This window comes from Pseudomonas fungipugnans (assembly GCF_029955235.1).
Taxonomy (GTDB): domain Bacteria; phylum Pseudomonadota; class Gammaproteobacteria; order Pseudomonadales; family Pseudomonadaceae; genus Aquipseudomonas; species Aquipseudomonas fungipugnans.
The window spans coordinates 1,164,990-1,187,703 of sequence record NZ_JARBWL010000001.1 but is presented as its reverse complement, the minus strand read 5'-3'; the positions used below and the strand labels follow the sequence as shown (position 1 = coordinate 1,187,703).

Annotated in this window: 23 protein-coding genes; 13 read left to right on the top strand and 10 right to left on the bottom strand. The window is 60.0% G+C overall.

Annotation, left to right across the window (positions count from 1 at the left end):
* Positions 1–8: 8 nt before the first annotated feature.
* The 3 genes from POF45_RS29780 to POF45_RS04720 all read left to right on the top strand — a co-directional run bounded on the left by POF45_RS29780 (position 9) and on the right by POF45_RS04720 (position 1,624).
* Positions 9–371, top strand: coding sequence for a deaminase domain-containing protein (locus tag POF45_RS29780; protein ID WP_431978589.1), 363 nt, complete (start codon positions 9–11; stop codon positions 369–371).
* The gene (locus tag POF45_RS04725) at positions 368–829 is read left to right on the top strand and encodes an SMI1/KNR4 family protein (protein ID WP_282315213.1); all 462 of its coding nucleotides are present in this window, start codon (positions 368–370) and stop codon (positions 827–829) included. Before POF45_RS29780 ends, POF45_RS04725 begins: the two co-directional genes overlap by 4 nt.
* Before the next feature lie 234 nt (positions 830–1,063).
* The gene (locus POF45_RS04720) at positions 1,064–1,624 is read left to right on the top strand and encodes a hypothetical protein (RefSeq protein WP_259494808.1); all 561 of its coding nucleotides are present in this window, start codon (positions 1,064–1,066) and stop codon (positions 1,622–1,624) included.
* 220 nt (positions 1,625–1,844) lie between these two features.
* On the opposite strand, the gene POF45_RS04715 is transcribed toward POF45_RS04720, so the two are convergent.
* Positions 1,845–2,057 (bottom strand): hypothetical protein, encoded by a 213-nt coding sequence (locus tag POF45_RS04715; RefSeq protein ID WP_259494807.1) that lies wholly within the window; start codon positions 2,055–2,057, stop codon positions 1,845–1,847.
* Here POF45_RS04715 and POF45_RS04710 point away from each other — a divergent pair.
* Positions 2,056–2,463 (top strand): response regulator, encoded by a 408-nt coding sequence (locus POF45_RS04710; RefSeq protein WP_259494805.1) that lies wholly within the window; start codon positions 2,056–2,058, stop codon positions 2,461–2,463. The two genes, POF45_RS04715 and POF45_RS04710, sit on opposite strands and share 2 nt — an antisense overlap.
* Positions 2,464–2,539: 76 nt before the next feature.
* Entirely contained in the window at positions 2,540–3,208 is a 669-nt protein-coding gene (locus POF45_RS04705; protein WP_282315212.1) for an HAD-IA family hydrolase, read from the top strand.
* Positions 3,209–3,349: 141 nt separating this feature from the next.
* On the opposite strand, the gene POF45_RS04700 is transcribed toward POF45_RS04705, so the two are convergent.
* The 7 genes from POF45_RS04700 to POF45_RS04670 all read right to left on the bottom strand — a co-directional run bounded on the left by POF45_RS04700 (position 3,350) and on the right by POF45_RS04670 (position 11,708).
* Positions 3,350–4,009, bottom strand: coding sequence for a methyltransferase family protein (locus tag POF45_RS04700; RefSeq protein ID WP_259494802.1), 660 nt, complete (start codon positions 4,007–4,009; stop codon positions 3,350–3,352).
* An 88-nt stretch (positions 4,010–4,097) separates the two neighbouring features.
* Complete coding sequence (locus POF45_RS04695; RefSeq protein ID WP_282315211.1) at positions 4,098–4,868, bottom strand: PA4824 family protein; 771 nt, start codon at positions 4,866–4,868, stop codon at positions 4,098–4,100.
* Between the two features lie 35 nt (positions 4,869–4,903).
* Complete coding sequence (locus POF45_RS04690) at positions 4,904–5,257, bottom strand: DUF2493 domain-containing protein (protein ID WP_259494800.1); 354 nt, start codon at positions 5,255–5,257, stop codon at positions 4,904–4,906.
* Entirely contained in the window at positions 5,245–6,900 is a 1,656-nt protein-coding gene (locus POF45_RS04685; RefSeq protein WP_259494798.1) for a Na/Pi cotransporter family protein, read from the bottom strand. Before POF45_RS04685 ends, POF45_RS04690 begins: the two co-directional genes overlap by 13 nt.
* A gap of 205 nt (positions 6,901–7,105) precedes the next feature.
* Entirely contained in the window at positions 7,106–9,826 is a 2,721-nt protein-coding gene (gene mgtA, locus POF45_RS04680) for a magnesium-translocating P-type ATPase (RefSeq protein WP_282315210.1), read from the bottom strand.
* Positions 9,827–10,110: 284 nt separating this feature from the next.
* Positions 10,111–10,407 carry a hypothetical protein gene (locus POF45_RS04675; protein ID WP_282315209.1) on the bottom strand — a complete coding sequence of 99 codons (297 nt, stop codon included), beginning with the start codon at positions 10,405–10,407 and terminating at the stop codon, positions 10,111–10,113.
* Between the two features lie 407 nt (positions 10,408–10,814).
* Positions 10,815–11,708 (bottom strand): LysR substrate-binding domain-containing protein, encoded by an 894-nt coding sequence (locus POF45_RS04670; protein WP_282315208.1) that lies wholly within the window; start codon positions 11,706–11,708, stop codon positions 10,815–10,817.
* A gap of 112 nt (positions 11,709–11,820) precedes the next feature.
* On the opposite strand from POF45_RS04670, the gene POF45_RS04665 reads away from it, so the two are divergent.
* From POF45_RS04665 to POF45_RS04655, 3 genes are read left to right on the top strand one after another with little or no spacing between them, the layout of a single operon-like run.
* Positions 11,821–12,837 (top strand): aldo/keto reductase, encoded by a 1,017-nt coding sequence (locus tag POF45_RS04665; RefSeq protein WP_282315207.1) that lies wholly within the window; start codon positions 11,821–11,823, stop codon positions 12,835–12,837.
* Between the two features lie 2 nt (positions 12,838–12,839).
* Positions 12,840–13,637 (top strand): SDR family NAD(P)-dependent oxidoreductase, encoded by a 798-nt coding sequence (locus POF45_RS04660; RefSeq protein WP_282315206.1) that lies wholly within the window; start codon positions 12,840–12,842, stop codon positions 13,635–13,637.
* Between the two features lie 27 nt (positions 13,638–13,664).
* On the top strand, positions 13,665–14,075 hold the full coding sequence (locus POF45_RS04655; protein ID WP_282315205.1) for an SRPBCC family protein: 411 nt from the start codon (positions 13,665–13,667) through the stop codon (positions 14,073–14,075).
* Positions 14,076–15,179: 1,104 nt separating this feature from the next.
* On the opposite strand, the gene POF45_RS04650 is transcribed toward POF45_RS04655, so the two are convergent.
* Positions 15,180–16,574, bottom strand: a complete 1,395-nt coding sequence (locus POF45_RS04650; RefSeq protein ID WP_259494787.1) for a sensor histidine kinase — start codon at positions 16,572–16,574, stop codon at positions 15,180–15,182.
* Positions 16,552–17,235 (bottom strand): response regulator transcription factor, encoded by a 684-nt coding sequence (locus POF45_RS04645; RefSeq protein ID WP_092269740.1) that lies wholly within the window; start codon positions 17,233–17,235, stop codon positions 16,552–16,554. Before POF45_RS04645 ends, POF45_RS04650 begins: the two co-directional genes overlap by 23 nt.
* Positions 17,236–17,623: 388 nt before the next feature.
* On the opposite strand from POF45_RS04645, the gene POF45_RS04640 reads away from it, so the two are divergent.
* The 5 genes from POF45_RS04640 (at position 17,624) to hcnC (ending at position 22,556) form a co-directional block, all read left to right on the top strand.
* Positions 17,624–18,565, top strand: coding sequence for a hypothetical protein (locus tag POF45_RS04640; protein ID WP_259494786.1), 942 nt, complete (start codon positions 17,624–17,626; stop codon positions 18,563–18,565).
* A gap of 240 nt (positions 18,566–18,805) precedes the next feature.
* On the top strand, positions 18,806–19,345 hold the full coding sequence (locus POF45_RS04635; protein ID WP_259494785.1) for a hypothetical protein: 540 nt from the start codon (positions 18,806–18,808) through the stop codon (positions 19,343–19,345).
* Between the two features lie 238 nt (positions 19,346–19,583).
* A complete protein-coding gene (gene hcnA / locus POF45_RS04630) occupies positions 19,584–19,898 on the top strand; it encodes a cyanide-forming glycine dehydrogenase subunit HcnA (protein ID WP_259494783.1) in 315 nt (104 codons plus the stop codon).
* Positions 19,895–21,304: a cyanide-forming glycine dehydrogenase subunit HcnB gene (hcnB, locus tag POF45_RS04625; protein ID WP_259494782.1), complete on the top strand. Its 1,410-nt coding sequence runs from the start codon at positions 19,895–19,897 to the stop codon at positions 21,302–21,304. The genes hcnA and hcnB overlap by 4 nt, the downstream gene beginning before the upstream one ends.
* On the top strand, positions 21,297–22,556 hold the full coding sequence (gene hcnC / locus POF45_RS04620; protein ID WP_282315204.1) for a cyanide-forming glycine dehydrogenase subunit HcnC: 1,260 nt from the start codon (positions 21,297–21,299) through the stop codon (positions 22,554–22,556). The genes hcnB and hcnC overlap by 8 nt, the downstream gene beginning before the upstream one ends.
* Positions 22,557–22,714: the final 158 nt, after the last annotated feature.

Sequence of the window (22,714 nt, the reverse complement as noted above, 5' to 3'; positions counted from 1 at the left end):
AACGGGCGGTGCAAGTTTGCTCGGAGCTAAATATTGGTAGCGGTAGGAATATTGCTGTTGCTGAGTATTCAATTGATGGACAAAGCGCTGAGCTTGTAGGGGTAAGCGGGCTAGCGAAGCGCCCTGGAACGGTCGATGTCCCTGAAAAACAGGTCTCCGACACAATACAAACTGGTAACAATCCAAGGACGATGGACTCAGAGTATAAAATATTGTCGAGTTTGGCAGATAAGCTAACCCCCTCGTCACAAGGGGTCGTGAATATTTACTCAGAGCTCCCAGTTTGCGTTTCATGCAGCGGAGTTATAAGTCAGTTTCAACAAAGGATCCCCGGTGTGATTGTTAACGTAGAAACAGGAAAGCTAAGATGAAAAACGTTCGGGATATTTTTCATGAGTTAGTGCTGCGGGGAGTAATTTTAGATTCTGCTCTTGTTGGTTGCTCCGAAGTGGAGATTGCATCAATCGAGCAACATTTTGGTTGTAAAGTTCCTTTGGCATATCGTGAGTTTTTGACGATTGCGGGGCGTTCGGCTGGTAAGATTTTTTGTGGTGTTGATATATTTTATCCGAGATTACTTAGCCTAAAGTTTGAGGCGGATGAGTTGCTTGATGAGTTAGGTCTCTCTGATTTTCTGCCTACGGATGCTAAGGTATTCTGCATGCATCAAGGATATGAAATTAATTATTTTCTACCGGTCTCTGACGATCCGCCAGTATTTCAGTTTTTTGAAGGTCAGAGTTCGATAACTAAAACTTGGGATAGCTTTTCAAGCTTCTTAGTTGCATCAATAGGAAACCATCTTTTACAATGGTCGGACTTAAATTAACGCGGTTCAAGGTGTTACTTCGAATGCAATAAGGTCCAAAAGGTATTTCGCCGGTTGTCACCGCAGAGGGAAAAATTGGAGATGCGGCAGTCTTTCCGATATTTATGACGATGGTAAATCGGAGAGCGTTCGGCGCGAGCAAATTGCCGTCACGACCATGGTGGAAAACAAAGAACCAAAGTAAGTCGATACCTTTCAATATTGAAATTAATCTACGCTAACAAGGAATACCCCGTGAAGAAAAACATACTGCTAACACTGTCCCTGTTCCTCATATTGCCAGGCTGCCACTCCAACGTCAGGGACTCTTCTCCCAGTCTGTTGAAGGACGGCGTCCAGCTCCACCAGAACACGGTGACCGTCGATCCCGAGCACGCCAAAGTCATCATGAAAGCAACAGGCAATACGCGTGCGGTAGAGTTTTCGATCAGGCGCGCCGCTGACCCGGACCAGCGCATGGAGAAACTTGGGGTTGTGGTGAATTCTGGTCGGGGCAAGGTGTTTGGCTGGATTGCCAAGCTGAATGAAACAGCCAACAGTGCTGCGCTTAAACGCTTTCCGCAATTAGAGACACTGGCCGATGCCGGTCAGGTATTTCTGGTATCCGGTTATGCAGGCGCCGGGCCTCATGAGAACACCTATATTTGCGGTCCATTGGAGAGCACCTTCACACCAGAGAAAGGCAAGGTCTATCAGGTGGAGTTTGAGTTCGTGGGCGACTCCTGCCAGCAGCATGTCTACGATGTGACGCAGCCGCAGCAACGTATTCCGGTGGTGAGCCAGCCTGCCGCATAAGGCAAGAGTGGACGGACTTATTTGGTTAGGGCGAGACAATAATCCATTTATCTTCGATCTCAATAAATGCCTCCACTGTTCACAATGTGAAGCGGGCGACCCCAAAAAGGTCGCCCGTTTTCATTCCGTCCGTAGCCCGCGCCTTCAACCGCCGACGAAACACATCCAAGCAGATCACAACCGTCGCGCTACGAGCCGGGGCAGGCGTATGCCTGTCGAGTCAGGCTCTTTGCGCAGCCGAATATCCGATCAAACTATAACGTTGCAGGCGAACAAGGCCGCGATCTGTAGCGACCTGAATGGTGGCCTTCGCATTGATTTCGTCGCCCAACTGTATCAAAAATGAATTTCCGCGAAGTGCGCCGCTCATACCTTTTAGGCGGCGGATTTGATCCGCGAATTTGTTCAGGTTTTCAGGGAGTGGCAAGGTCATGAATCCAGTATCGACGGGCAGCGGGCAGCAACCTGGAGGCGTGATTCTGGTGGTTGAGGACGACCCGCTGATTCTGGAGTTTCTGTGCGAGATTCTTCAGGATGAAGGCTTTGCCGTCGAGCCGCAGACCAGCGCCGACGCGGCAGACAAATACCTGGAGCAGCATGCGGACGAGGTCAGGCTGCTGCTCACGGACATCACCATGCCGGGCCGGCTCAATGGCGCGGATCTGGCCAATCTGTTCGGTGATCGCTGGCCCGACAAGCCGATCATGATCATGTCCGGCTACGAGACGCCGGAGACGTCGGGGGTCAAGCATTCGGTGGCATTCATCAAGAAGCCCTGGGCGATCGGGCAGTTGCTTGATTGTGTGGATGGCGCGTTGAAGTCGCACCCGGTCAACTGATCCCGGAGGGTCAACCGGGATTGGCGATGTTACATTGCCCGGCATTCGTAAGGCCCCAGTGAAAGGAAGTGTTCCCTTGTCTGCACCCGAATCCATTTTCGATACCCCTTACCGTGCCTTTCTGTTCGACATGGACGGCACCGTGCTCAATTCCATCGCCGCTGCCGAGCGCATCTGGACCGCCTGGGCCGTGCGCCACGGGCTGGATGTCGCGACGTTCCTGCCGACCATCCACGGCGCTCGCGCGATTGATACGGTGAACCGTCAGCACTTGCCCGGTATCGATGCCGAGGCCGAGGCGGCGTTCATTACCCAGGCGGAAACTGATGACGTCGAAGGCATTGTCGAGGTGGCGGGGGCGGCGGCCTTTCTGAAGTCGCTGCCAGCCGGGCAATGGGCGATTGTGACCTCGGCGCCGCGTGTGCTGGCGTTGCGGCGGATGGCGGCGGCGGGGATTCCGGAGCCGGCAACGCTGGTCACTGCCGAGGACGTCAAGGCTGGCAAGCCTGATCCGGCCGGGTTTCGGTTGGCGGCGCAGCGGTTGGGGGTTGAGGTGACGGATTGTCTGATCTTTGAAGACGCCAGCGTGGGGATTCAGGCGGCCGAAGCGTCGGGGGCGGATCTGGTGATTATCACCTCGACGCACGATTACCCGATTCAGACTGCGCATGCCACGTTGGTTGATTATCAGGCGGTTGAGGCGCATCGGGATGCTGAGGGGTTGATGCGCCTGCAAAAAACTTGAGTTCGACACCGTCCCCCCTGTGGGAGCGAGCTTGCTCGCGATTACGGAGTGTCAGCCACCACCATTACTAACTGACCCACTGCAATCGCGAGCAAGCTCGCTCCCACAGTAGATTGATGTCGTGCCAGGATTCTGTGGTCGTCAATAAACCCCAGGAATCAACCGCCAGCTGCGCGCGCAATAAGCCTCGTACTGCGCGCCAAATTGCCCTCGCAGCAGCGCCTCTTCCGAGTGAATCCGTGCAATCAGCGGGATCAGTGTCAGTGCCGCCAGCACCAGCCCCACGCCCGAGCGAAACACCAGCGCCCAACCCACGGCAAGTACCAACACGCCCAGGTAACTGGGGTTGCGCAGGCGGTGATAAATGCCCTCAGTGACCAACTGGTGCCCCGGCTGAATCGCCACCAGCCCACTAAACCGCTTGCCCAACACAAACACCGGCCACAGCCGCAGGGCGCCGCCGATGATGAACAGCACGGCGCCGAGCCAGCGCACGCCTTCGCCGCCGAAGGTCCAGAAATCGATACGGTCGGTGTAGGCCGGCAAGTAACCGCTGACCACGCCGATGATCCCGAAAGCCGGAATCACCCAGCGGTTGTCGCGGTCCTCCCGTTCACCGCTGCTCAGATTGACCTCGGTGAACAGCGATGCCACGGTCATCGCCAGCGTGGCCAGGGCTGTCACTACCAGTGCGCCATGGGAGAAAAACGCCGCAAACCCGCCCAGCCCCCAAACGGCCAGGCCGAGGTAGGCGAGGGAGCTGACGACGGCGAGAACGGCCAGCCGGGCTGAAATTTTCATGACCACCTCCACAACCGCTTGAGTTCGTACGGCCTTACGGTCATACCTTCATACATTGTAGGAGCTGTGGGGCGAGTCATTGGCGCCGTCAGAACCGCAACGTTGCCCCGGTGGTCAGCCATTGATCGCGCTCGCCGATCAGGCTGCGCCCGACGATCAGGTCGACATCGATCCGCTCGCCAATATGCAATCGCGGCCCGGCCTGCCACGCCTGTTCGCCACCGCGCTGACCATAGCGTTCGGCGATCAACGTCAGGGAGCGGGCCAGGTCGTATTCCACCCCGGTGCCCCAGGTCCAGCGATGATTCTGCTCGCCGTCGTCATAGGCGTGGGTCCAGCCGGTGTTGAGGTTCAGGCGCAGCGCTTCAAACGGTTGCCAGGTGATCGGCAGGTTCAGGTCGGCACCGTCGAAGGAATGGGCGCGATCAAAGGCAAAGTGGGTTGAACCGGCCAGTGCCAGTTGCAGGCCCAGGTCTTCACGGGAAAACAGCTGTGCCTTGAATTGCGGGCTGAGCTGGGTTTCGCCCTGACCATCCGCACGATTGCGCTGTATCGCCGCGCCGAGTTGCACGGTGGGCAGCTCCTTGAACGTGCAGGCCGGGGACACCACCGAACTGCTGTTTGGCGAATGCCGGGCGTCCTGATACCAGACGTCGACGTTGCATTCGCCGGGAGCGTTGATGCCGGCGTCGTCCACCACATAGGCGCCACCGGCAGCAAAGGCGTCGGACATCAGACTGAGTAACCCGATCATGCTCAGGGTAATGCTGACAAACAGCAGGTTGCGCCGCAGCGTCCGCCCTTGAGCGGGCGGCAAATGGCGGACGAAGGAGGGGAGTAGGCGATTGGCTTTTGGCATAAGCGATACCTCGAAATAATGTGGAGGACGGCGGGTCAGCCGCGGTCCTCGACCGATAGGGTTTGCAGGCCGCTGTTGCGGGCCTGGGCGAGCAGTTCTTCGGTGTCTTCGCCACCGGGCAGGGCGATCACCACGTCCGGGCGGCTGTCGCGCAACATGAAGTGGTTGCGCAGGCGTTCGGCCAACTTGCCGTGGCGCTGCCAGTTCGGCGGGTAACGCACGATGTCGGCGCCGTGTTCGCGGGCCCATTCCTCGATGTCGGCACCCAGGAACTGATTGCCGCCATGGATCAGCACTTGCACCGGGTGCAGGCGCTGGAAGGCGTCGAGCACGCGCCGGCACTGGCGCTGGTCGGCGTAATAGCGCCCGGCGCAAATCAGGAGGCGCATGGCGGCACGTCCCGAATCAGCTCGTTGCTCTCGAGGGTCCGTTCACCGGCACGCTCGAGCAGCGGGTAGGCGAGGGCGGCGATGTGGTGATGCACGCGGCGATAGTCGCGCAGCACGCGCTGGAAAATGTCGCCGGACTCGGCCCAGGTATTCTTGTCCTCCTGCAACTTGCGAAAGTGCTCACGGCTGGCCGTTGCTTCGAGCCTTCTGACGAACTCCTTGCGGTGCACCAGGTGGTGCGCGGTGCCAATGTCTTCGCGCAGGAACACAGTGATCGCCAGGCTCAGACTCTCCAGCAGCGCCTCGTGCAGCGGCGCGATGTTGCGCAACTCGAACGTCGAGAAGTGCTCGCCACGACGCAAGCGGCGCATGGCCAGTTGCGCCAGGCTGCTGGACAGAATGTCCGCCGCGTGTTCGAGGTTGATCACGAAGGCGAGGATTTCCTGCGAGCGATCGGCATCGCTGTCGCTGATGCCTTCCTGGCCGATGTCCGCCAGATAAGCGCGGATAGCGGCGCTGAGCAGGTCCAGCGACTGGTCGATACTGCGTACTTCATCGACATGCCGGGGCAGCGAGGTGTCGAACAGTTGCAGCATCCGCTCCAGCATCGCCGAGAACATATCGGCCATGCGCAAAGCTTCGCGGGCAGCATTGGACAGGCCGATATTGGCCACCTCCAACCCGGCTTCGTCCAGGTACTGCGGCATACCGGGATCGACATCCCGCACCGGCGCCGGCAGCCAGCGAGTGAGCAATTGCGCCATGGGTTCGGTCAGGCCGATGAAGGCCAACGCCAGCAGCAGGTTGAAGCCAGTGTGCAGGTACACCACCAGCGCTGCCGGGGCGACCGCAACGTGCGCCAGCCAGCCGGCACACGGCAACACCAGCGCGGAGCCGAACGCACGAATCAGCAGGTTGCCCAGCGGCAGGCGCCGGCCAACACTGGAACCGGCGTTGAGCACCGACGGCAACGCACCGCCGATGTTCGCGCCGAGTACCAGCGCCACAATCGTGGTCGACGACAGCAAGCCGGTGGCGGCGAGCGAGACGATCAACAGCACCACCGCGACGCTGGAATGACACAGCCACGTCAGGATCAGCGCTACCAGCAGGGCAATCAACAGGTCGCCGTCCAGGCTCTGCATGATCAGCCGGAACACCGGCGTGCTTTCGACATTCGACAGTGTCGCGCCGAGCATGTGCAGGGCCAGCAGCATCAGCCCCAGGCCGATCAGCGCGCAGCCGATGCTTTCAAAGCGCGAGTCGTCGCGCAGACGGAAGATGATCACGCCGGTCAGCAACACGATGGGCGTGAGGATCGACACATCAATGCTGAGCAGTTGCACCACCAGCGTCGAACCGATATTGGCGCCCAGCATGACGGCCAGCGCCGGGGCCAGGCCCAGAGTACCGGCGGCGGTGAAGGAGGTCGCCATCATGCTGACGGCGGTGCTGCTTTGCAGGATGCCGGTGATGCCGATGCCCGAGAGCAAAGCCAGCCAGCGGTTGTTGAGGTTATGCCCCAGCCATTGGCGCAAGGGCGTTCCGAAGCCGCGCAGCAGGGCAGAAGAAATCATGTGCGTGCCCCACAGCAGAAGTGCGATGGCACCGGCGAGGTTGATCAGTAGAGTCGTTCCCGACATGAGAACTCTCCTTAATTTCGGTGTGACATTGATTGACGGCCCATGGGCCGGATCGTGGTGTTGCGATGAACATGGAATCTGTGGGAGCGAGCCTGCTCGCGAAGAGGCCATCACATTCAGCATCAATGTTGAATGACCCGATGCCTTCGCGAGCAAGCTCGCTCCCACAATGGGCTGCGGTGTTCAGCTCCTTAACGGGTCGCTATCAGTACCACTGCTTGAAGCGGCGGATGTAGATGGTTTTCATGACCTGCGCGAACACGCAGTAGCTCAGCAGGGTGCCCACCAGCCAAGGGAAGTATTCCCATGGCAACGGCACCAGGCCGACCATCGTGCCCAGCGGCGAGAACGGCAGGTAGATGCCCAGGCAGATCACCACCATGGTCATCAGGATCACGGGCAGTGCGGCAGTGCTCTGGAAGAACGGGATCTTGCGGGTACGCAGCATATGCACCACCAGGGTTTGGGACAGCAACCCTTCAATGAACCAGCCGGACTGGAACAGGCTCTGCATTTCCACGCTGTTGGCGGCGAACACGTACCACATCAGGGCGAAGGTGGTCATATCGAAGACCGACGAGGTCGGCCCGATCCACAGCATGAAGCGGCCAATGTTCTTCGCGTCCCACTTGCGTGGTTTGCTCAGGTATTCCTTGTCCATCTTGTCCCATGGCAGCGCCAACTGAGAGATGTCGTACATCAGGTTTTGCAACAGCAGGTGGATCGACAGCATCGGCAGGAACGGAATGAACGCACTGGCCACCAGCACCGAGAACACGTTGCCGAAGTTGGAGCTGGCAGTCATGTTCAGGTACTTCATGATATTGCCGAAGGTTTCGCGGCCCTTGAGCACGCCTTCTTCGAGCACCATCAGGCTCTTTTCCAGGAGGATGATGTCGGCCGATTCCTTGGCAATGTCAGTGCCGCTGTCCACCGAAATACCGACGTCGGCATCGCGCAGGGCTGGAGCATCATTGATGCCGTCGCCGAGGAAACCCACGGTGTGGCCGTTGGCTTGCAGCGCCTTGAGCACCCGGGACTTTTGCAGCGGTGTCAGCTTGGCAAACACCGTGCGTTCTTCGACCCGCAACTTGAGGGTGGTGTCGTCCATGTGCTCGATGTCCTGGCCGAGCAGCGGGGTACCCGGGTCCAGTCCGACTTCGCGGCAGATCTTGCAAGTGACCACAGCGTTGTCGCCAGTCAGTACCTTGACGGTCACGCCCATGTCACGCAGCGCAGCGATGGCCGGGCCGGCGGTTTCCTTCGGTGGATCGAGGAAGGTCAGGAAGCCGCGGATAACCAGCTCGCGCTCATCGCTGGTCTTGTACTGGTTCTTGCTCTGGGCTTTCGGGATCTCGCGGGTGGCGACCAGCAACACGCGGAAGCCGTCTTCGTTGTACTCGTTGGCCAGGGCCAGCAGGTCTTTGCGGCGTTGTTCATCCAGTGCCACGACGCTGCCGTTTTCATTGATGTGGCTGGCGATGGCGAGCATTTCCTCCACCGCGCCTTTGCACACCATCAGGTGATCGTCGCGGCTGTCCTTGACGATGATCGACAGGCGCCGACGCACGAAATCGAACGGCAGTTCATCGACCTTGCTGTAGGCGAACGGCACACGGAACTTCGGGTTGCGGTCGGCGAACTGCACGACCGCCTGGTCCATCAGGTTTTTCAGGCCGCTCTGGTGATGGCTGTTGAGCCACGCCAGTTCGAGGATCGAGTCGTCGCGCCGACCGTTGGCGTCAACGTGGTGCTCAAGAATGATCTTGTCCTGGGTCAGGGTGCCGGTCTTGTCGGTGCACAGCACGTCCATCGAACCGAAGTTCTGGATCGCGTTGAGGCGCTTGACCACCACTTTGCGCTTGGCCATGGCCATGGCGCCTTTGGCCAGGTTGGCGCTGACGATCATCGGCAGCATTTCCGGGGTCAGGCCGACCGCCACCGCCAGTGCAAAGAGGAATGCGTCGCCCCAGTCACCCTTGGAGAAGCCGTTGAGCAGGAACACAATCGGCACCATCACCAGCATGAAACGGATCAGCAGCCAGCTGACGCTGTTCACGCCACGGTCGAACGCGGTTTGCACTCGCGAGCCGACGATGGCCTTGGCCAGAGAACCGAAGTAGGTTCGCGCACCGGTCGCCACCACCACTGCTTTGGCGGTGCCGCTGACGACGTTGGTGCCCATGAAGCAGATGTTCGGCAGGTCCAGCAGGTCCGACTGATCGGCCGCCTTTGCGGTCGCCGACTTCTGTGCCACGTTGCCCAGGGTGTCGTACTTTTCCACCGGCAAGGCTTCACCGGTCAGCACTGCCTGACTGATGAACAGGTCACGAGATTCGATCAGGCGGATATCCGCCGGGATCATGTCGCCAGCGCTGAGCTGAACGATGTCGCCGACCACCAGGTCGCGCATCGGCACTTCACGCAATACGGATTTACCGTCCTGATGCTCGCGGCGCAGCACGGTAGCGGTGGTGCGCACCATCGCCTTGAGCGCTTCGGCGGATTTGGCCGAGCGGTATTCCTGCCAGAACCGCAGCAGGCTGCTCAGGCTGACCATGGTCATGATAATGATGACCTTGGTCAGGTCGGCGTCGTCGGCTTCACCTTTGCTGATTGGCAACCAGTAGTCGGTAAAGAAGCTGATACCGGCCAGGGTCAGCAGCACATAGATGAAGGGGTTGTGCAGGGATTTGAGCAGCTGGAAGAGCGCATGAGGCGGCTTGTCGTGGGCCACTTCGTTGTGGCCGTTGCGGGCCAGGCGGCCTTCGGCTTCGAGTTGGGTCAGGCCGTCGGTGGTGGCATTGAGGTTGGTCAGGGTAACGGCCAGGCCGTTCTGCGCTTCCCGGGCGGCGCGCATCGACAGTTTCGCGTCGTCGCGGGTGGCGCCCTGAGTGGTTTTTTTTGCGGTGTTTGCAAGGGTCATTGCTGTGCTCCTGCCGCAGGCTTGCGGCACGACACACAGGCCACTCAGCTATTCAAAGACGAGCGCACGTATGTCGAGCCGCAAATAAGCGATCGATTCTGATAGTTGCGTTTTCTATGTTTTAACGTTCGCTGCCCGCCCACGGGAAAGTTGCAGGCAGCGAACCGTCTACTGGCTTCGTCCATAGGTAATTCCAATAAATCTATTAATTAACAGGCAATAGAAAGTTGCCGAGTTCCTATATAAGGAAACCGTGGAAGAAGGACGTTCAGAGTGCCTTCAGATCAATTGAACGAGCGCGCCCCAAGGGGCAGGCCAAGCATCAGGCTCGCCTGCTGAAACAGGCGAGCGGTGCTCCGACTCTGCGGGTCCTGACTGTCGTCCACGCTCCAGCGTTGCTGGAGTTGACCCGTCACCGGGCAGACGCGCCAGTTGGCACGGGGTTGTGCCTTGGCAGGGGAGGAAGGGCTGGAAAATGGCGCGCAGGCCCGGGCCGACACGAGACGCTCACGGCAGAGCTTGACCCGCATGGTCGAGGCGAAGGCGCGTACGCCTGGCATTACTGTGGTTGTGAAGTTCATAACATACCTCTGCACCGGACTGAGGCCGGCGAGGCAAGTTACGGTGGAGCATCAAGCTCTAGCGCAGCTTACCCGACCGAAAAGTCGAGTCCCGTGTTGTTCTGGGTTGTGTGCCAGATTCTGCGTTTGAGCAGCAATCCGACAGCGTCTAGATACTGTGTCCATTGGCTTCTTTTGTGAGTTGAAAAAAGGCCTGTGTAACCGGCCCGGGCAATGTACTCAGGCAGGTATGTGAAGTCAACCTCAAATGTCCGGTTGATTGCTGTTTCGGGCAGAAAGAACCGGATCCGCTAAGTGAGTCGGGAAGTGGTTCAGGTAAATGACAGTTAGATATAGTTACATGAACTCTCACCGATATATATCGAGTGTATGAAAGTCCCCATGTGGGAGTGAGTCTGCTCCCACATTTATTGATTCGGTTCTGTCAGCACTTTTCGGAACGTCTCCACCAGCGGCCGCAAGTTGATCCGGTGCCACGCCGCCCACAATGGCGTGGTAAAGCAAATCCACGGTACTTCGCGCAGTACCACCCCCGGCGGTGCATTACGGCTCAAGCCTTTTTGAATCATCGCAATCCCCAGCCCCGATGCCACCAGCCCCAGCGCGGTGAACGGTTCGGTGGCTTCCATGCGGATGTCCGGGGTGAAACCGGCGCGGATGCAGGCGCTGACGAAGTCGTCGCGGCTGGCGGCGTCCTGACGCGGTTGCACCCCGATCCATTGCTGGCTGCCCAGGTCCGCCGGGGTCAGTTCTGTTTGATGAGCCAATGGATGATGCTCGGGCAAGGCCAGCAACATGGGGTCGTCCAGCACCTGAAAACCCAGCAGGTCCGGATCATCAAGGGCGGGTGGTTCGCTGACCAGGGCGATATCGAGACTACGCTGACGCAAGCCTTCGAGCTGTTCGGCGGAACTCAGGTTGTACAGCGCGACGTGCACGTTCGGTCGGTCCACCCGCAGCACCCGCAAGGCGTTGGGCAGGACACCCGCGTGCATGGCGTTTTCGATGTAGCCGATGCACAGCCCGCCTTCTTCGCCGCGACCGAGGCGCTTGCCCAGCGATTCCAGGCGATTGGCGTGGGTCAGCAAGGCGCGGGTTTCGGCGAGGAACGTCTGGCCGTCGCGAGTCAGGCGAATACGTTGCTGGCTGCGTTCGAACAGGGTCAGGCCCAGCCGTTCTTCGAGCTGGGCGATCTGCCGGCTCAACGGCGACTGGGAGATGTGCAGGCGTTCGGCGGCGCGACCGACGTGTTCTTCTTCGGCGACGGCGACGAAGTAACGCAATTGGCGGATGTCGATCATGTCAGACCTGTAGGGACTCAAGTGCTGCATATTATGTCTTGGACGGTCCGACCCTCGCAATCTAGCATCGGCTCAACGGTCAACAGACCTCAATCACTCAGAGGAAACCACCATGAGCTTGAAAGACAAACTGCCAGGTCAGCTGGGTTTCGGCACCGCGCCATTGGGCAACATGTTCCGCGCCATCCCCGAAGCCGAAGCCGAAGCCACTGTGCACGCCGCCTGGGAGGCCGGCGTGCGTTACTTCGACACTGCGCCGTTCTACGGCTCGGGCCTGTCGGAAATTCGCCTGGGTGCCGCACTGGCTCAGTACAACCGCGACGACTATGTGCTGAGCACCAAGGTCGGTCGGGTGATTCTCGATGAAGTCGAAGACGCCGCTGCCCGTGACCTGGGCGAGAAGAGCGGGGTATTCGAGCATGGCCGGGCGAACAAGATAGTCAACGACTACAGCGCCGATGCAACGATGCGCTCTATCGAAGACAGCCTCAAGCGTCTGCAAACCGACCGCCTGGACATCGTCTGGGTGCACGATATCGCCCAGGACTTCTATGGCGATCAGTGGCTGGAATACTTCAACCAGGCCCGAACCGGTGCATTCAAAGTGCTGACCCGTTTGAGCGAAGAAGGCGTGATCAAGGGCTGGGGTTTGGGCGTCAACAAAGTCGAGCCGTGCGAGCTGACCCTCGATCTGAGCGAAGCGCAGCCGGACGGTTTTCTGCTGGCCGGTCGCTACACGCTGCTGGACCATGACCGTGCCTTGCAGCGGTTGATGGACGCGGCGTTGGCGCAGAACGTCGAGATCGTGGTCGGCGGTCCTTACAGCTCGGGGATTCTCGCCGGTGGTGCACACTTCGAATACCAGAAGGCGAGCCCGGCGATCATCAGCAAGGTCGAGCAGATCAAGCGCATTGCTGCTACGTATGGCGTGGCTATCAAAGCGGCGGCGTTGCAGTTCTCGCTGGCGAATCCGGCAGTGGCGGCGGTGATTCCGGGCTCCAGCCGTCCTGAGCGGATTGCTGAAGATGTGGCGGCGCTGTCGGCGGTGATTCCGGCAGCATTCTGGCAGGCGATGCGAGAGGCGAAATTGATTTGCGAGCGTGCGCCGTTGCCGGTCATTGGAGCTTGAGCATGAACATCGATCTGAATGGAAAACTGGCGATCGTCAGTGGCAGCACTGCCGGTATCGGCCTGGGGATCAGCAAGGCGCTGGCCGAGTGCGGCGCGACGGTGGTGGTAATCGGGCGTGACGCAGCCAAGGTCGAGCAAGCGCTGGCGAGCATTCGTCAACGCGTTCCGGGGGCGCAGTTGCGTGGCCTGACCGCCGACCTCGGCACCGCTGAAGGCGCCGCGCAGTTATTCGCCGCAGAACCGCGTGCGGACATTCTGGTGAACAACCTCGGGATTTTCGACGACGTGGATTTCTTCGACGCAGCGGACAGCGAATGGACGCGCTTCTATGAGGTCAATGTGATCTGCGGCGTGCGTCTGGCCCGGCATTACACACCGGCCATGGTCAGTCAGGGCTGGGGGCGGGTGATCTTCTTGTCGTCTGAATCCGGCGTGGCCATTCCGGCCGACATGATCAACTATGGCGTGACCAAAAGCGCGAACCTGGCGGTGTCCCATGGTCTGGCCAAGCGGCTGGCAGGCACTGGGGTGACGGTCAACGCGATCCTGCCCGGCCCGACCTTCACCGACGGCCTGGAGCAGATGCTCAAGGACGCCACCGCCGAGTCCGGCCGCAGCGCCCGGGAAGAAGCCGACGCCTTCGTGCGTAAGGCCCGGCCGAGTTCGATCATCCAGCGTGTGGCCGATGTCGAGGAAGTCGCCAACCTGGTGGCCTACATCGCTTCGCCGCTGTCCTCGGCCACCACCGGCGCGGCATTGCGGGTCGATGGCGGTGTCGTCGACAGCATGGCAATCTGAACCGAATTCATCGAGAGAGCATTTCACATGGCAACTGCATCAGCATTCATCGATATCCCGGCTTCGGCCGATCAGGTCTGGCAATTGGTCGGCGGCTTCAACGCGCTGCCGGACTGGCTGCCGTTCATTCCCAAGAGTGAACTGAGCGAAGGCGGACGCGTTCGCACGCTGCAAACGTCCGATGGCACCGTGGTGATTGAGCGCCTGGAGACGTTCGACAACGCGGCCAGAACCTACAGCTACTCGTTCGTGCAGTCGCCGTTTCCGGCGACTGATTATCTGGCGACGTTGCGCGTGGAAGCACAAGGGCAGGGCGCACGAGTGACCTGGTCCGGACGTTTTACCGCTGTGGGTGTGAGCGACGAGGAAGTGCAAGCGTTGTTTGCAGGCATCTATCAGGGTGGGCTGGAAGCGCTACGAGGCAACTACCCGGCCTGATCCAATCCCCAAAGCGATGAAGATCCCCGTGGGAGCGAGCCTGCCCGCGAAGGCGGTGTGTCAGCTAACACTGATGCTGAATGTCATACCGTCTTCGCGGGCAAGCCCGCTCCCACAGTTGATCGGGGTTGTACGCCAAATTTTGTTCTGACAACAAAACCCTGTGGGAGCGGGCTTGCCCGCGAAGACGGTGTGTCAGTCAGCAAAGATGTCGAATGTGCTGACCCCTTCGCGGGCAAGCCCGCTCCCACAGTTGATCGTGGACGTACACCCATTTCTGGCCTGACAATGAAACCCTGTGGGAGCGGGGTTGTACGCCAAATTTTGGTCTGACAACAAAACCCTGTGGGAGCGAGCTTGCTCGCGAAGGCGGTGTGTCAGTCAGCAAAGATGTCGAATGTGCTGACCCCTTCGCGGGCAAGCCCGCTCCCACAGTTGATCGTGGACGTACACCCATTTCTGGCCTGACAATGAAACCTTGTGGGAGCGGGCTTGCTCGCGAAGGCGGTGTGTCAGTCAGCGAAGATGTCGAATGTGCTGACCCCTTCGCGGGCAAGCCCGCTCCCACAGTAGATCGGGGGTCGTACACCCATTTTTGGCCAGACAACAAAAACCCTGTGGGAGCGGGGTTGCTCGCGAAGGCGGTGTGTCAGTCAGCAAAGATGTCGAATGTGCTGACCCCTTCGCGGGCAAGCCCGCTCCCACAGTTGATCGGGGTTGTACGCCAAATTTTGGTCTGACAACAAAACCCTGTGGGAGCGGGCTTGCCCGCGAAGACGGTGTGTCAGTCAGCAAAGATGTCGAATGTGCTAACCCCTTCGCGGGCAAGCCCACTCCCACAGTTGATCGTGGACGTACACCCATTTCTGGCCTGACAATGAAACCCTGTGGGAGCGGGGTTGTACGCCAAATTTTGGTCTGACAACAAAACCCTGTGGGAGCGAGCTTGCTCGCGAAGGCGGTGTGTCAGTCAGCAAAGATGTCGAATGTGCTGACCCCTTCGCGGGCAAGCCCGCTCCCACAGTTGATCGGGGTCGTACACCCATTTTTGGCCAGACAACAAAACCCTGTGGGAGCGGGTGTGTGTTCAGTCAGGAATATGGTTCATGTCGGCGCAATCAGACTCTGCCGACAATCCATCGCCAATCGCGCGCCGCCGCTCTCGCTGCTGCCGACTTCCAGGGTGAAGCCGTGCAGGTTGACAATCGCCGCGACGATGGACAGCCCGAGCCCGAAACCACTTTGCTGGTTGCCACCCTCGGCCCGATAGAAGCGCTGGAACACCGCTTCGCGTTCCGCCAATGGAATCCCCGGGCCGGAGTCGAGGACTTCGATCCGCGTGCTGCCACCGTCATTGATTCCGCGCAAAATCACCACGCCACCGGGCGGGGTGAATTTGATCGAGTTGCTCAGCAGGTTGGCCAGTGCCTCGAACAGCAAGGCGCGGTCGCCGTTGAGGGCGGGCAGTGCGACCGGGATTTGCAGTTGAAAAGTCAGCTCGCCTTCTTCGGCCAGTGGCAGATAAAAGTCATGCAGTTCGTGCAGCAGCGGCACCGGGTCCAGTTGTATGAACCCCGATCGCCGTTGGCGATCTTCCAGCTCTGAAATCCGCAACAACCCGCGAAACCGTGCCATCAATGTATCGGCCTCGGCGAGTACGGAATCCAGCTGTACCGACAGTGGCGAGGCGTCGCCAGCCTGCTGCTGGATCCGGTACAACTGTGCTCGCAATCGAGTCAGTGGTGTGCGCAAGTCGTGGGCGATGTTGTCACAGACGCCCTTGACCTCATGCATCAGGCGTTCGATGCGCGCGAGCATGGCGTTGACGATGGCGGCGAGCATGTCCAGTTCGTCGCGGCGATTGGACAGCGGCAGGCGGCGGGTCAGGTCGCCGGCGACGATGGCCTCGGCGCTGGCCTGAATTGCGCGGATGCGCCGCAACGGTCGGCGCCGCAACAGATGCCAGCCGGCGATCCCCGGCAGGATGGTCAGCGAAACTCCCCAGAACAGCGCATGCAAGATAATCCGGTTTACCGCAAACAACGAACCGTTGTCCCGTACCAGCACCAGCCAGCGGCCATCCGCCGTGCGCGTGGCTACCGCGTCGCAGCTATTGGACGGCAGGGTCGGATCGTCAGGTTCGGCACAGTCTTCGAGCACATGGATCTTGCCGTCCAGTGGCAAGATATCGGGGATTTCCCGCAGGGCGCCGCTGAGGTAATTGCGATTGGCGTCGAACAGGCCATAGGCATCGATGCCGCGAATGTCGAAGGTCATGCTGGCGGCGAGGGCATCCACCAGTTGCTCGCCCTGGAAGCGCGCAAACAGATGCTGGCGTTGCATCAGCGAGTGCTTGGCGAGGTTGTCCAGGTAAGCGGACACCTCGTAATACATGACCCCCATGAGGATCCCGCTCCAAGCCACGAACAGCGAACTGTACAGCGCCAGCAAGCGGCTGCTGGAAGAACGCCAGCCTTTAGAGGGGTTCAGCAATGACATACCCCGAGCCTCGCACGGTCCGAATCAGTGGGACGTTGCCGGGCGGGTCGATTTTCTTGCGCAGGCGGCCAATGTGGACGTCGATCAGGTTGGTGCCGGGGTCGAAGTGATAGCCCCATACCTCTTCGAAAATCATCATCCGCGAGAGAATCTGTCCGGTGTTGCGCATCAGGAATTCCAGCAGCTTGTACTCGGTGGGCAGCAAGGTCAGCAGCTCACCATTGCGGCTGGCTTCGTGGCTGATCAGGTTCAGCTCAAGGTCCGCGACCCGCAACGTGGTGGCCTGGGCGCTGACCGTGTTCTGGCGGCGCAGCAGCACTTCGACGCGGGCCGCCATTTCATCGGTGGCGAAGGGTTTGGTCAGGTAGTCATCGCCGCCGGCACGCAGCCCCCGCACACGTTCATCGACATCGGAAAGGGCGCTGATCATCAGAATAGGCGTGGCCACGCCCATGGTGCGCAGGGTGGTGACAATCGCCAGACCGTCGAGCTCGGGCAGCATGCGATCAAGGGTGATCAGGTCATAGTCACCGCTGACGGCACGCGCCAGACCCTCGCGGCCGTTATCGACCCAATCCACGTCCAGGCCGTGGCTGCTCAATTCGGCAACAATCTCGCGGGCGGTCACGGCGTCGTCTTCGATGGTCAAGATGCGGGTCATAGGGCAGCCTTTTCCGGGATTCACAGCGTTGCGTGGCATTTTGCCTATAAATGTCAGGCCGCTTTCTAAATAAAAGTTCATATAACCCGATGTGGGTTGCAAAAAGCAAAGATCGCAGCCTTCGGCAGCGCTTACGTGAACGCGGTCAGTGTGGAGCTGCCGCAGGCTGCAGTCTTTTGCTTTGGCTGCTCAAAAGCAGCAGAACTGATCAATGCATAAAACCCGCTGATATTAAGCATCTCTTGCAAATTGCATGGTCCTGAGAAATCTGAAATTCATAACTGATTGAAATAAAACGATTTATTAAATTCTGCTGACTGGCACGGTCGCTGCAATTCCTCTCCCGACGAGTTGTAACATCATTTTTCCTGCCGGGAGCAGAACAACAATGAATAGATCCTCTGATGGTTTTTACCCTGCCAACGAAGAGTCCAGCACACTCTCGGGTGTGTCCTGGGGCGCCATTTTCGCCGGTGCCGCTGCGGCGGCCGCATTGTCGATGATCCTGGTGCTGCTCGGTTTTGGTTTGGGTTTTTCTGCCGTTTCACCTTGGGCTAACGAAGGTGTCAGCGCCAAGGGCCTGGGTATCTCGACGATTATCTGGCTGGCAGTGACGCAGATTATTGCGTCCGGCCTTGGCGGTTATATCGCCGGGCGCCTGCGGGTGAAGTGGGCGAACATGCACGGTGACGAAGTCTATTTCCGTGACACCGCCCATGGTTTCCTGGCCTGGTGCGTGGCAACGCTGGTGACGGCGGTGCTGGTGGTCAGCTCGGTCAGCAGTGTAATCGGTGGTGGCGTTGAAGCCGGGGCGAATGTCGCCGGCGGTGCCGCCAGTGCCATGACTCAGGCAGCCGGTTCGGCGGCCAGTAACGCTAACGGCGAGCAGTACGGTTATTTCGTCGACAGCCTGTTCCGTGATGATCGTCCTGCCGCGGTGACTGACGATGCCGCTCGTGGCACCGTGACCCGGATCATGGTCCGCACGCTCAGCACCGACGGCCAACTGACCGCCGAGGACCGGACTTACCTGGCGCAACTGGTGGCCCAACGCACCAACCTCAGCCAGGCCGACGCTGAACGTCGTGTCGATGAAGTGTTCGCCAAGGTCCACAAAGCGGTAGACGACGCCAAACTGGCTGCCAAACAAGCCGCTGACACCGCTGCCAAGGTCGCTGCCTGGACCGCGCTGTGGATGTTCGTTGCGCTGCTGGCCGGTGCGTTCTTCGCCAGCCTTGCCGCTACCTTCGGCGGTCGTCGCCGGGATGCGGTGGTGTACCTGACCACCGATGCCTATGTGGCCACTGCCCCAGTGCCCCCTGTTCGCTAACCAAGGAGAATCATCATGCGCTCACTACTGTTGTTTTTTCTCGGCGTGCCAATCCCGATCATCATCCTGATTGCACTGTTCATGCACTGATATCCCTCTGGGGCAATTGCCTCGGCCGCTTCTGCCTCTGGTAGAAGCGGCTTTTTGCTATCTATCCCCTAATGCAGCGAGAATGGCCTTTGTGGGAGCGAGCAGGCTCGCTCCCACATTTATTTTTGTGTGCATTTAGGGAGAGCAGCGTTGGACAAAAAGGAAATCAAGCAGCAACTGGTGGCGATGCTTCAAGGCGGTCGTTCGAAGACCGAGACCTTCAAGGCGCTGTCCGGTGGGGCGATCAAGGACCGGGTGCTGGCTTACTGGATTGGCGCCTACGCGGACCCGGCGTTGCTTGAACGTCATGCCGGCAAGATCAAGATCCTCATCGTGCTGACTTGTATTCAAGCGTTGTTGGGTCTTTTGATCGGCCTGTTTGTCGGCGCGATGATGGTGCCTGTCGCGGCGGTCGTGTTGGGGCTGATCGGGGGGGCAGTGCCGCTGCTGTTTGCCTGGGGCTTCTACAAAAATGCGGCGCAGGCCTACACCGTGTACGTGATTCTTTCCATCAGCCAGATGCCGCGTCTGTTCAAGGGCTACGCCGAAGATCCGACCAGCACCCTGATCGGTGTCGCAATTACCCTGGCCGTGGTGTTTTACGTCGCGTGGCTGAAAAACCTGCTGTTCCCGGACCTGGGCTTCCTCGGTTCGAAGAAGGTCAAGGGGCAGTACGTATTCTCCAACTGACCGGTGGGTCGAGCCACAGTGGTTTTCACTGGCCTGGATCAATATTTCGCTCAGGGATATCCCTTACCGTAAATGATCAAGGCCTTTTCTGCGGCATCGACTACCTTATGTGGCGCGCACCTGTTGCGTCGCCGAGGTACCCGTGCAGGCCCCCGGTTTTTCCGGTGGCCTGCACGGTGAATGCAGCAGGAAGCTGACAACCTTTCACCCCTGAACCTTTCACGGAAGAACATCGCAGATGCAACGCCAAGACAGAACGTTCGATATCCAGCCGCTGGTGCATGCGGACATGACTTTGCACATCAATGGCCAAGCGGTCAGTGCCGCTATCGGCGAAACCGTCCTTACCGTCATTCAGTCCCTTGGCCTGCGCCAGGTGGCGCGCAACGATCACGATCAAATCAGCGGTGCCTATTGCGGCATGGGCGTGTGCCAGTGCTGCCTGGTGAAAATCGATGGCCGGCACAAGCGCCGCGCCTGCCAGACTATCGTGCGCGATGGCATGGTGATCGACACCCAGGTCAATCGCATCGCCGAGCAGGAGTCCGTATGAACCAGCATCCGGTGATTGTCGGCGGCGGGCCGGCGGGCATGGCTGCGGCCATTGAACTGGCGCGCCATGGCGTGCGCAGCATCCTGTTGGAAGAGGCCTCGCGCCTCGGCGGCGTGGTCTATCGCGGGCCGTTGCGTGATGGTGTTCAGCTCGACTATCTGGGGCCACGTTACTCGGAAGCGCTGGCCAAACTGCACGGCGACTTTCAGGAGCAGGCGGGCCTGATCGATGTGCGTTTGAACCATCGCGTGGTCGGCGCCGAAGGCACTCGCGCGCTGGTGGTGCTGGATGCCGACGAACACTTGCAGGAGATCGAGTGCCCGCAACTGCTGTTGGCCGCCGGTTGCCATGAACGCAGCGTGCCGTTCCCTGGCTGGACCTTGCCGGGTGTGATTCTGTTGGGCGGTTTGCAGCTGCAAATCAAGAGTGGCGTGGTCAAGCCGCAGGGACCGGTGGTGATTGCCGGCACCGGGCCGCTGCTGCCGCTGGTGGCCTGTCAGTTGCACGCATCAGGCGTTACCGTGGCTGGCGTCTACGAGGCTTGCGCCTTCGGCAAGATCGCTCGGGAAAGCCTGGCGCTGCTGAACAAGCCGCAGCTGTTCCTCGACGGCTTGAGCATGCTGGCGTTCCTGAAATTGCACGGCATTCCCATGTACTACGGCTGGGGTGTGGTCGAAGCCCAAGGCGAGGGTGAACTGAATTCGGTGACCGTGGCGCCGTATTCTGCCACCTGGGTGCCGGACCTGAACCGCGCCGAGCGGATCAATGCCCAGACCCTGGCGGTCGGCTACGGCTTTATTCCACGCACGCAACTCAGCCAGCAGATGGGCCTGGATCATGGTTTCAGCGACGACGGCTATTTGCGCGCCACGGCCAGTAGCTGGCAGCAAAGCAGCGAACCGCGTGTGCACCTGGCCGGTGACATGGGCGGCATTCGCGGGGGCGAAGCGGCCATGCTCGCCGGCAAGATCGCGGCGGTGTCGATCCTGTTGCAACGGGGCGTCCTCGAAGCCGAGTTGGCTCGCGTGCGTCGTGACCGCTATCTGTCGAAACTCAAGGCCATCGTGCGCTTCCGTGCCGCCGTTGATCGCTACACCGAACGCGGCGCCGGGCAAACCGCATTGCCGGCGGCCGACACGGTGATCTGCCGCTGCGAACACGCGACCCGCGCCGACATCGACCTGGCGCTGGCGCAAGGCGTACAAGACATGGCCAGCCTGAAAATGCGCACCCGTGTGAGCATGGGCGACTGCCAGGGGCGGATGTGCGTCGGCTATTGCAGCGACCGTCTGCGCGAAGCCACTGGACGTTCAGACGTCGGTTGGCTGCGTCCGCGTTTCCCGATCGATCCGGTACCGTTTTCGGCTTTCCACAACGCGGCCACGGAGGCCCATTCCCATGAGTAAGTTCTACGACGTGGTCATCGCCGGCGGCGGTGTGATTGGCGCGTCCTGCGCCTATCAGTTGTCCAAGCGCAAAGACCTGCGCATCGCCATGATCGACGCCAAGCGTCCCGGCAACGCGACCCGTGCTTCAGCGGGCGGTTTGTGGGCCATCGGTGAGTCGGTCGGCCTGGGCTGCGGGGTGATTTTCTTTCGCATGATGTCGGCCAATCGCAAGCGCGAGGCCCAGGGCTCGGCGGTGGTGGTGGACGCCAGCACGCCGCACATCCTGCCGCAGTCGTTCTTCGATTTCGCCTTGCAGTCCAACGCCCTGTACCCGGCTCTGCACCGCGAGTTGCGGGACAACCACGGGATGGATTTCAAGTTCGAGAAGACCGGTTTGAAATTTGTCATCTATGACGAAGAAGACCGGCTCTACGCCGAGCACATCGTCGCCTGCATTCCGCACCTCGCCGACCAGATCCGCTGGCTCGATCAGGCAGCCCTGCGCGAGGCCGAACCGAGCGTCAGCCATGAGGCGCGAGGGGCGCTGGAGTTCCTTTGCGATCACCAGGTCAGCCCGTTCCGCCTGTGCGATGCCTACACCGAGGGTGCCCGGCAGAATGGCGTGGACATGTACTTCAACACCAACGTCACCGGGGTGCTGCACCACGGATCGCGGGTCACCGGCGTGCAAACCGCCGAAGCCGGGGTGTTCCATTGCGCCACCTTGATCAACGCGGCGGGGGCGTGGGCGGCGGACCTGAGCGAGATGGCCACCGGCATCCGGATTCCGGTGAACCCGGTGAAGGGGCAAATCCTGCTCACCGAGCGCATGCCGAAAATCCTGCGCGGTTGCCTGACCACCAGCGACTGCTACGTGGCGCAAAAGGACAACGGCGAGATCCTGATTGGCAGCACCACCGAGGACAAGGGTTTTGACGTGACCACCACCTACCCGGAAATCGCCGGGCTGGTGCAGGGCGCAGTACGCTGCATTCCGGAACTGGCGGACGTCAACCTCAAGCGTACCTGGGCCGGGTTGCGTCCAGGGTCGCCGGACGAGCTACCGATCCTCGGGCCGATGAAAGGGGTGGGCGGTTACCTCAATGCCTGCGGGCACTTCCGTACCGGCATTCTGACGTCGGCAATCACCGGGGTGCTGCTCGATAAACTGGTGAACGATGAAGCGCTGCCGCTCGACATCACACCGTTTCTGGCGGACCGCTTCGAGGCGAAGCCGTCGGTCGAGGTCAAGGAACTGGAGCTGGCCTGACAACCCGTAGCTGAACCGGTGCCTGTACTTGTGGGAGTCGAGCTTGCTCGCGATGGCGGTGTATCAGCCGACCTTGATGGTCGGAGCACCGCCCGGAGCACGCTCTCTCCTGCAATCCAGTCAACCTGTCAAACCCAAACAGATGGATTTTTCACATC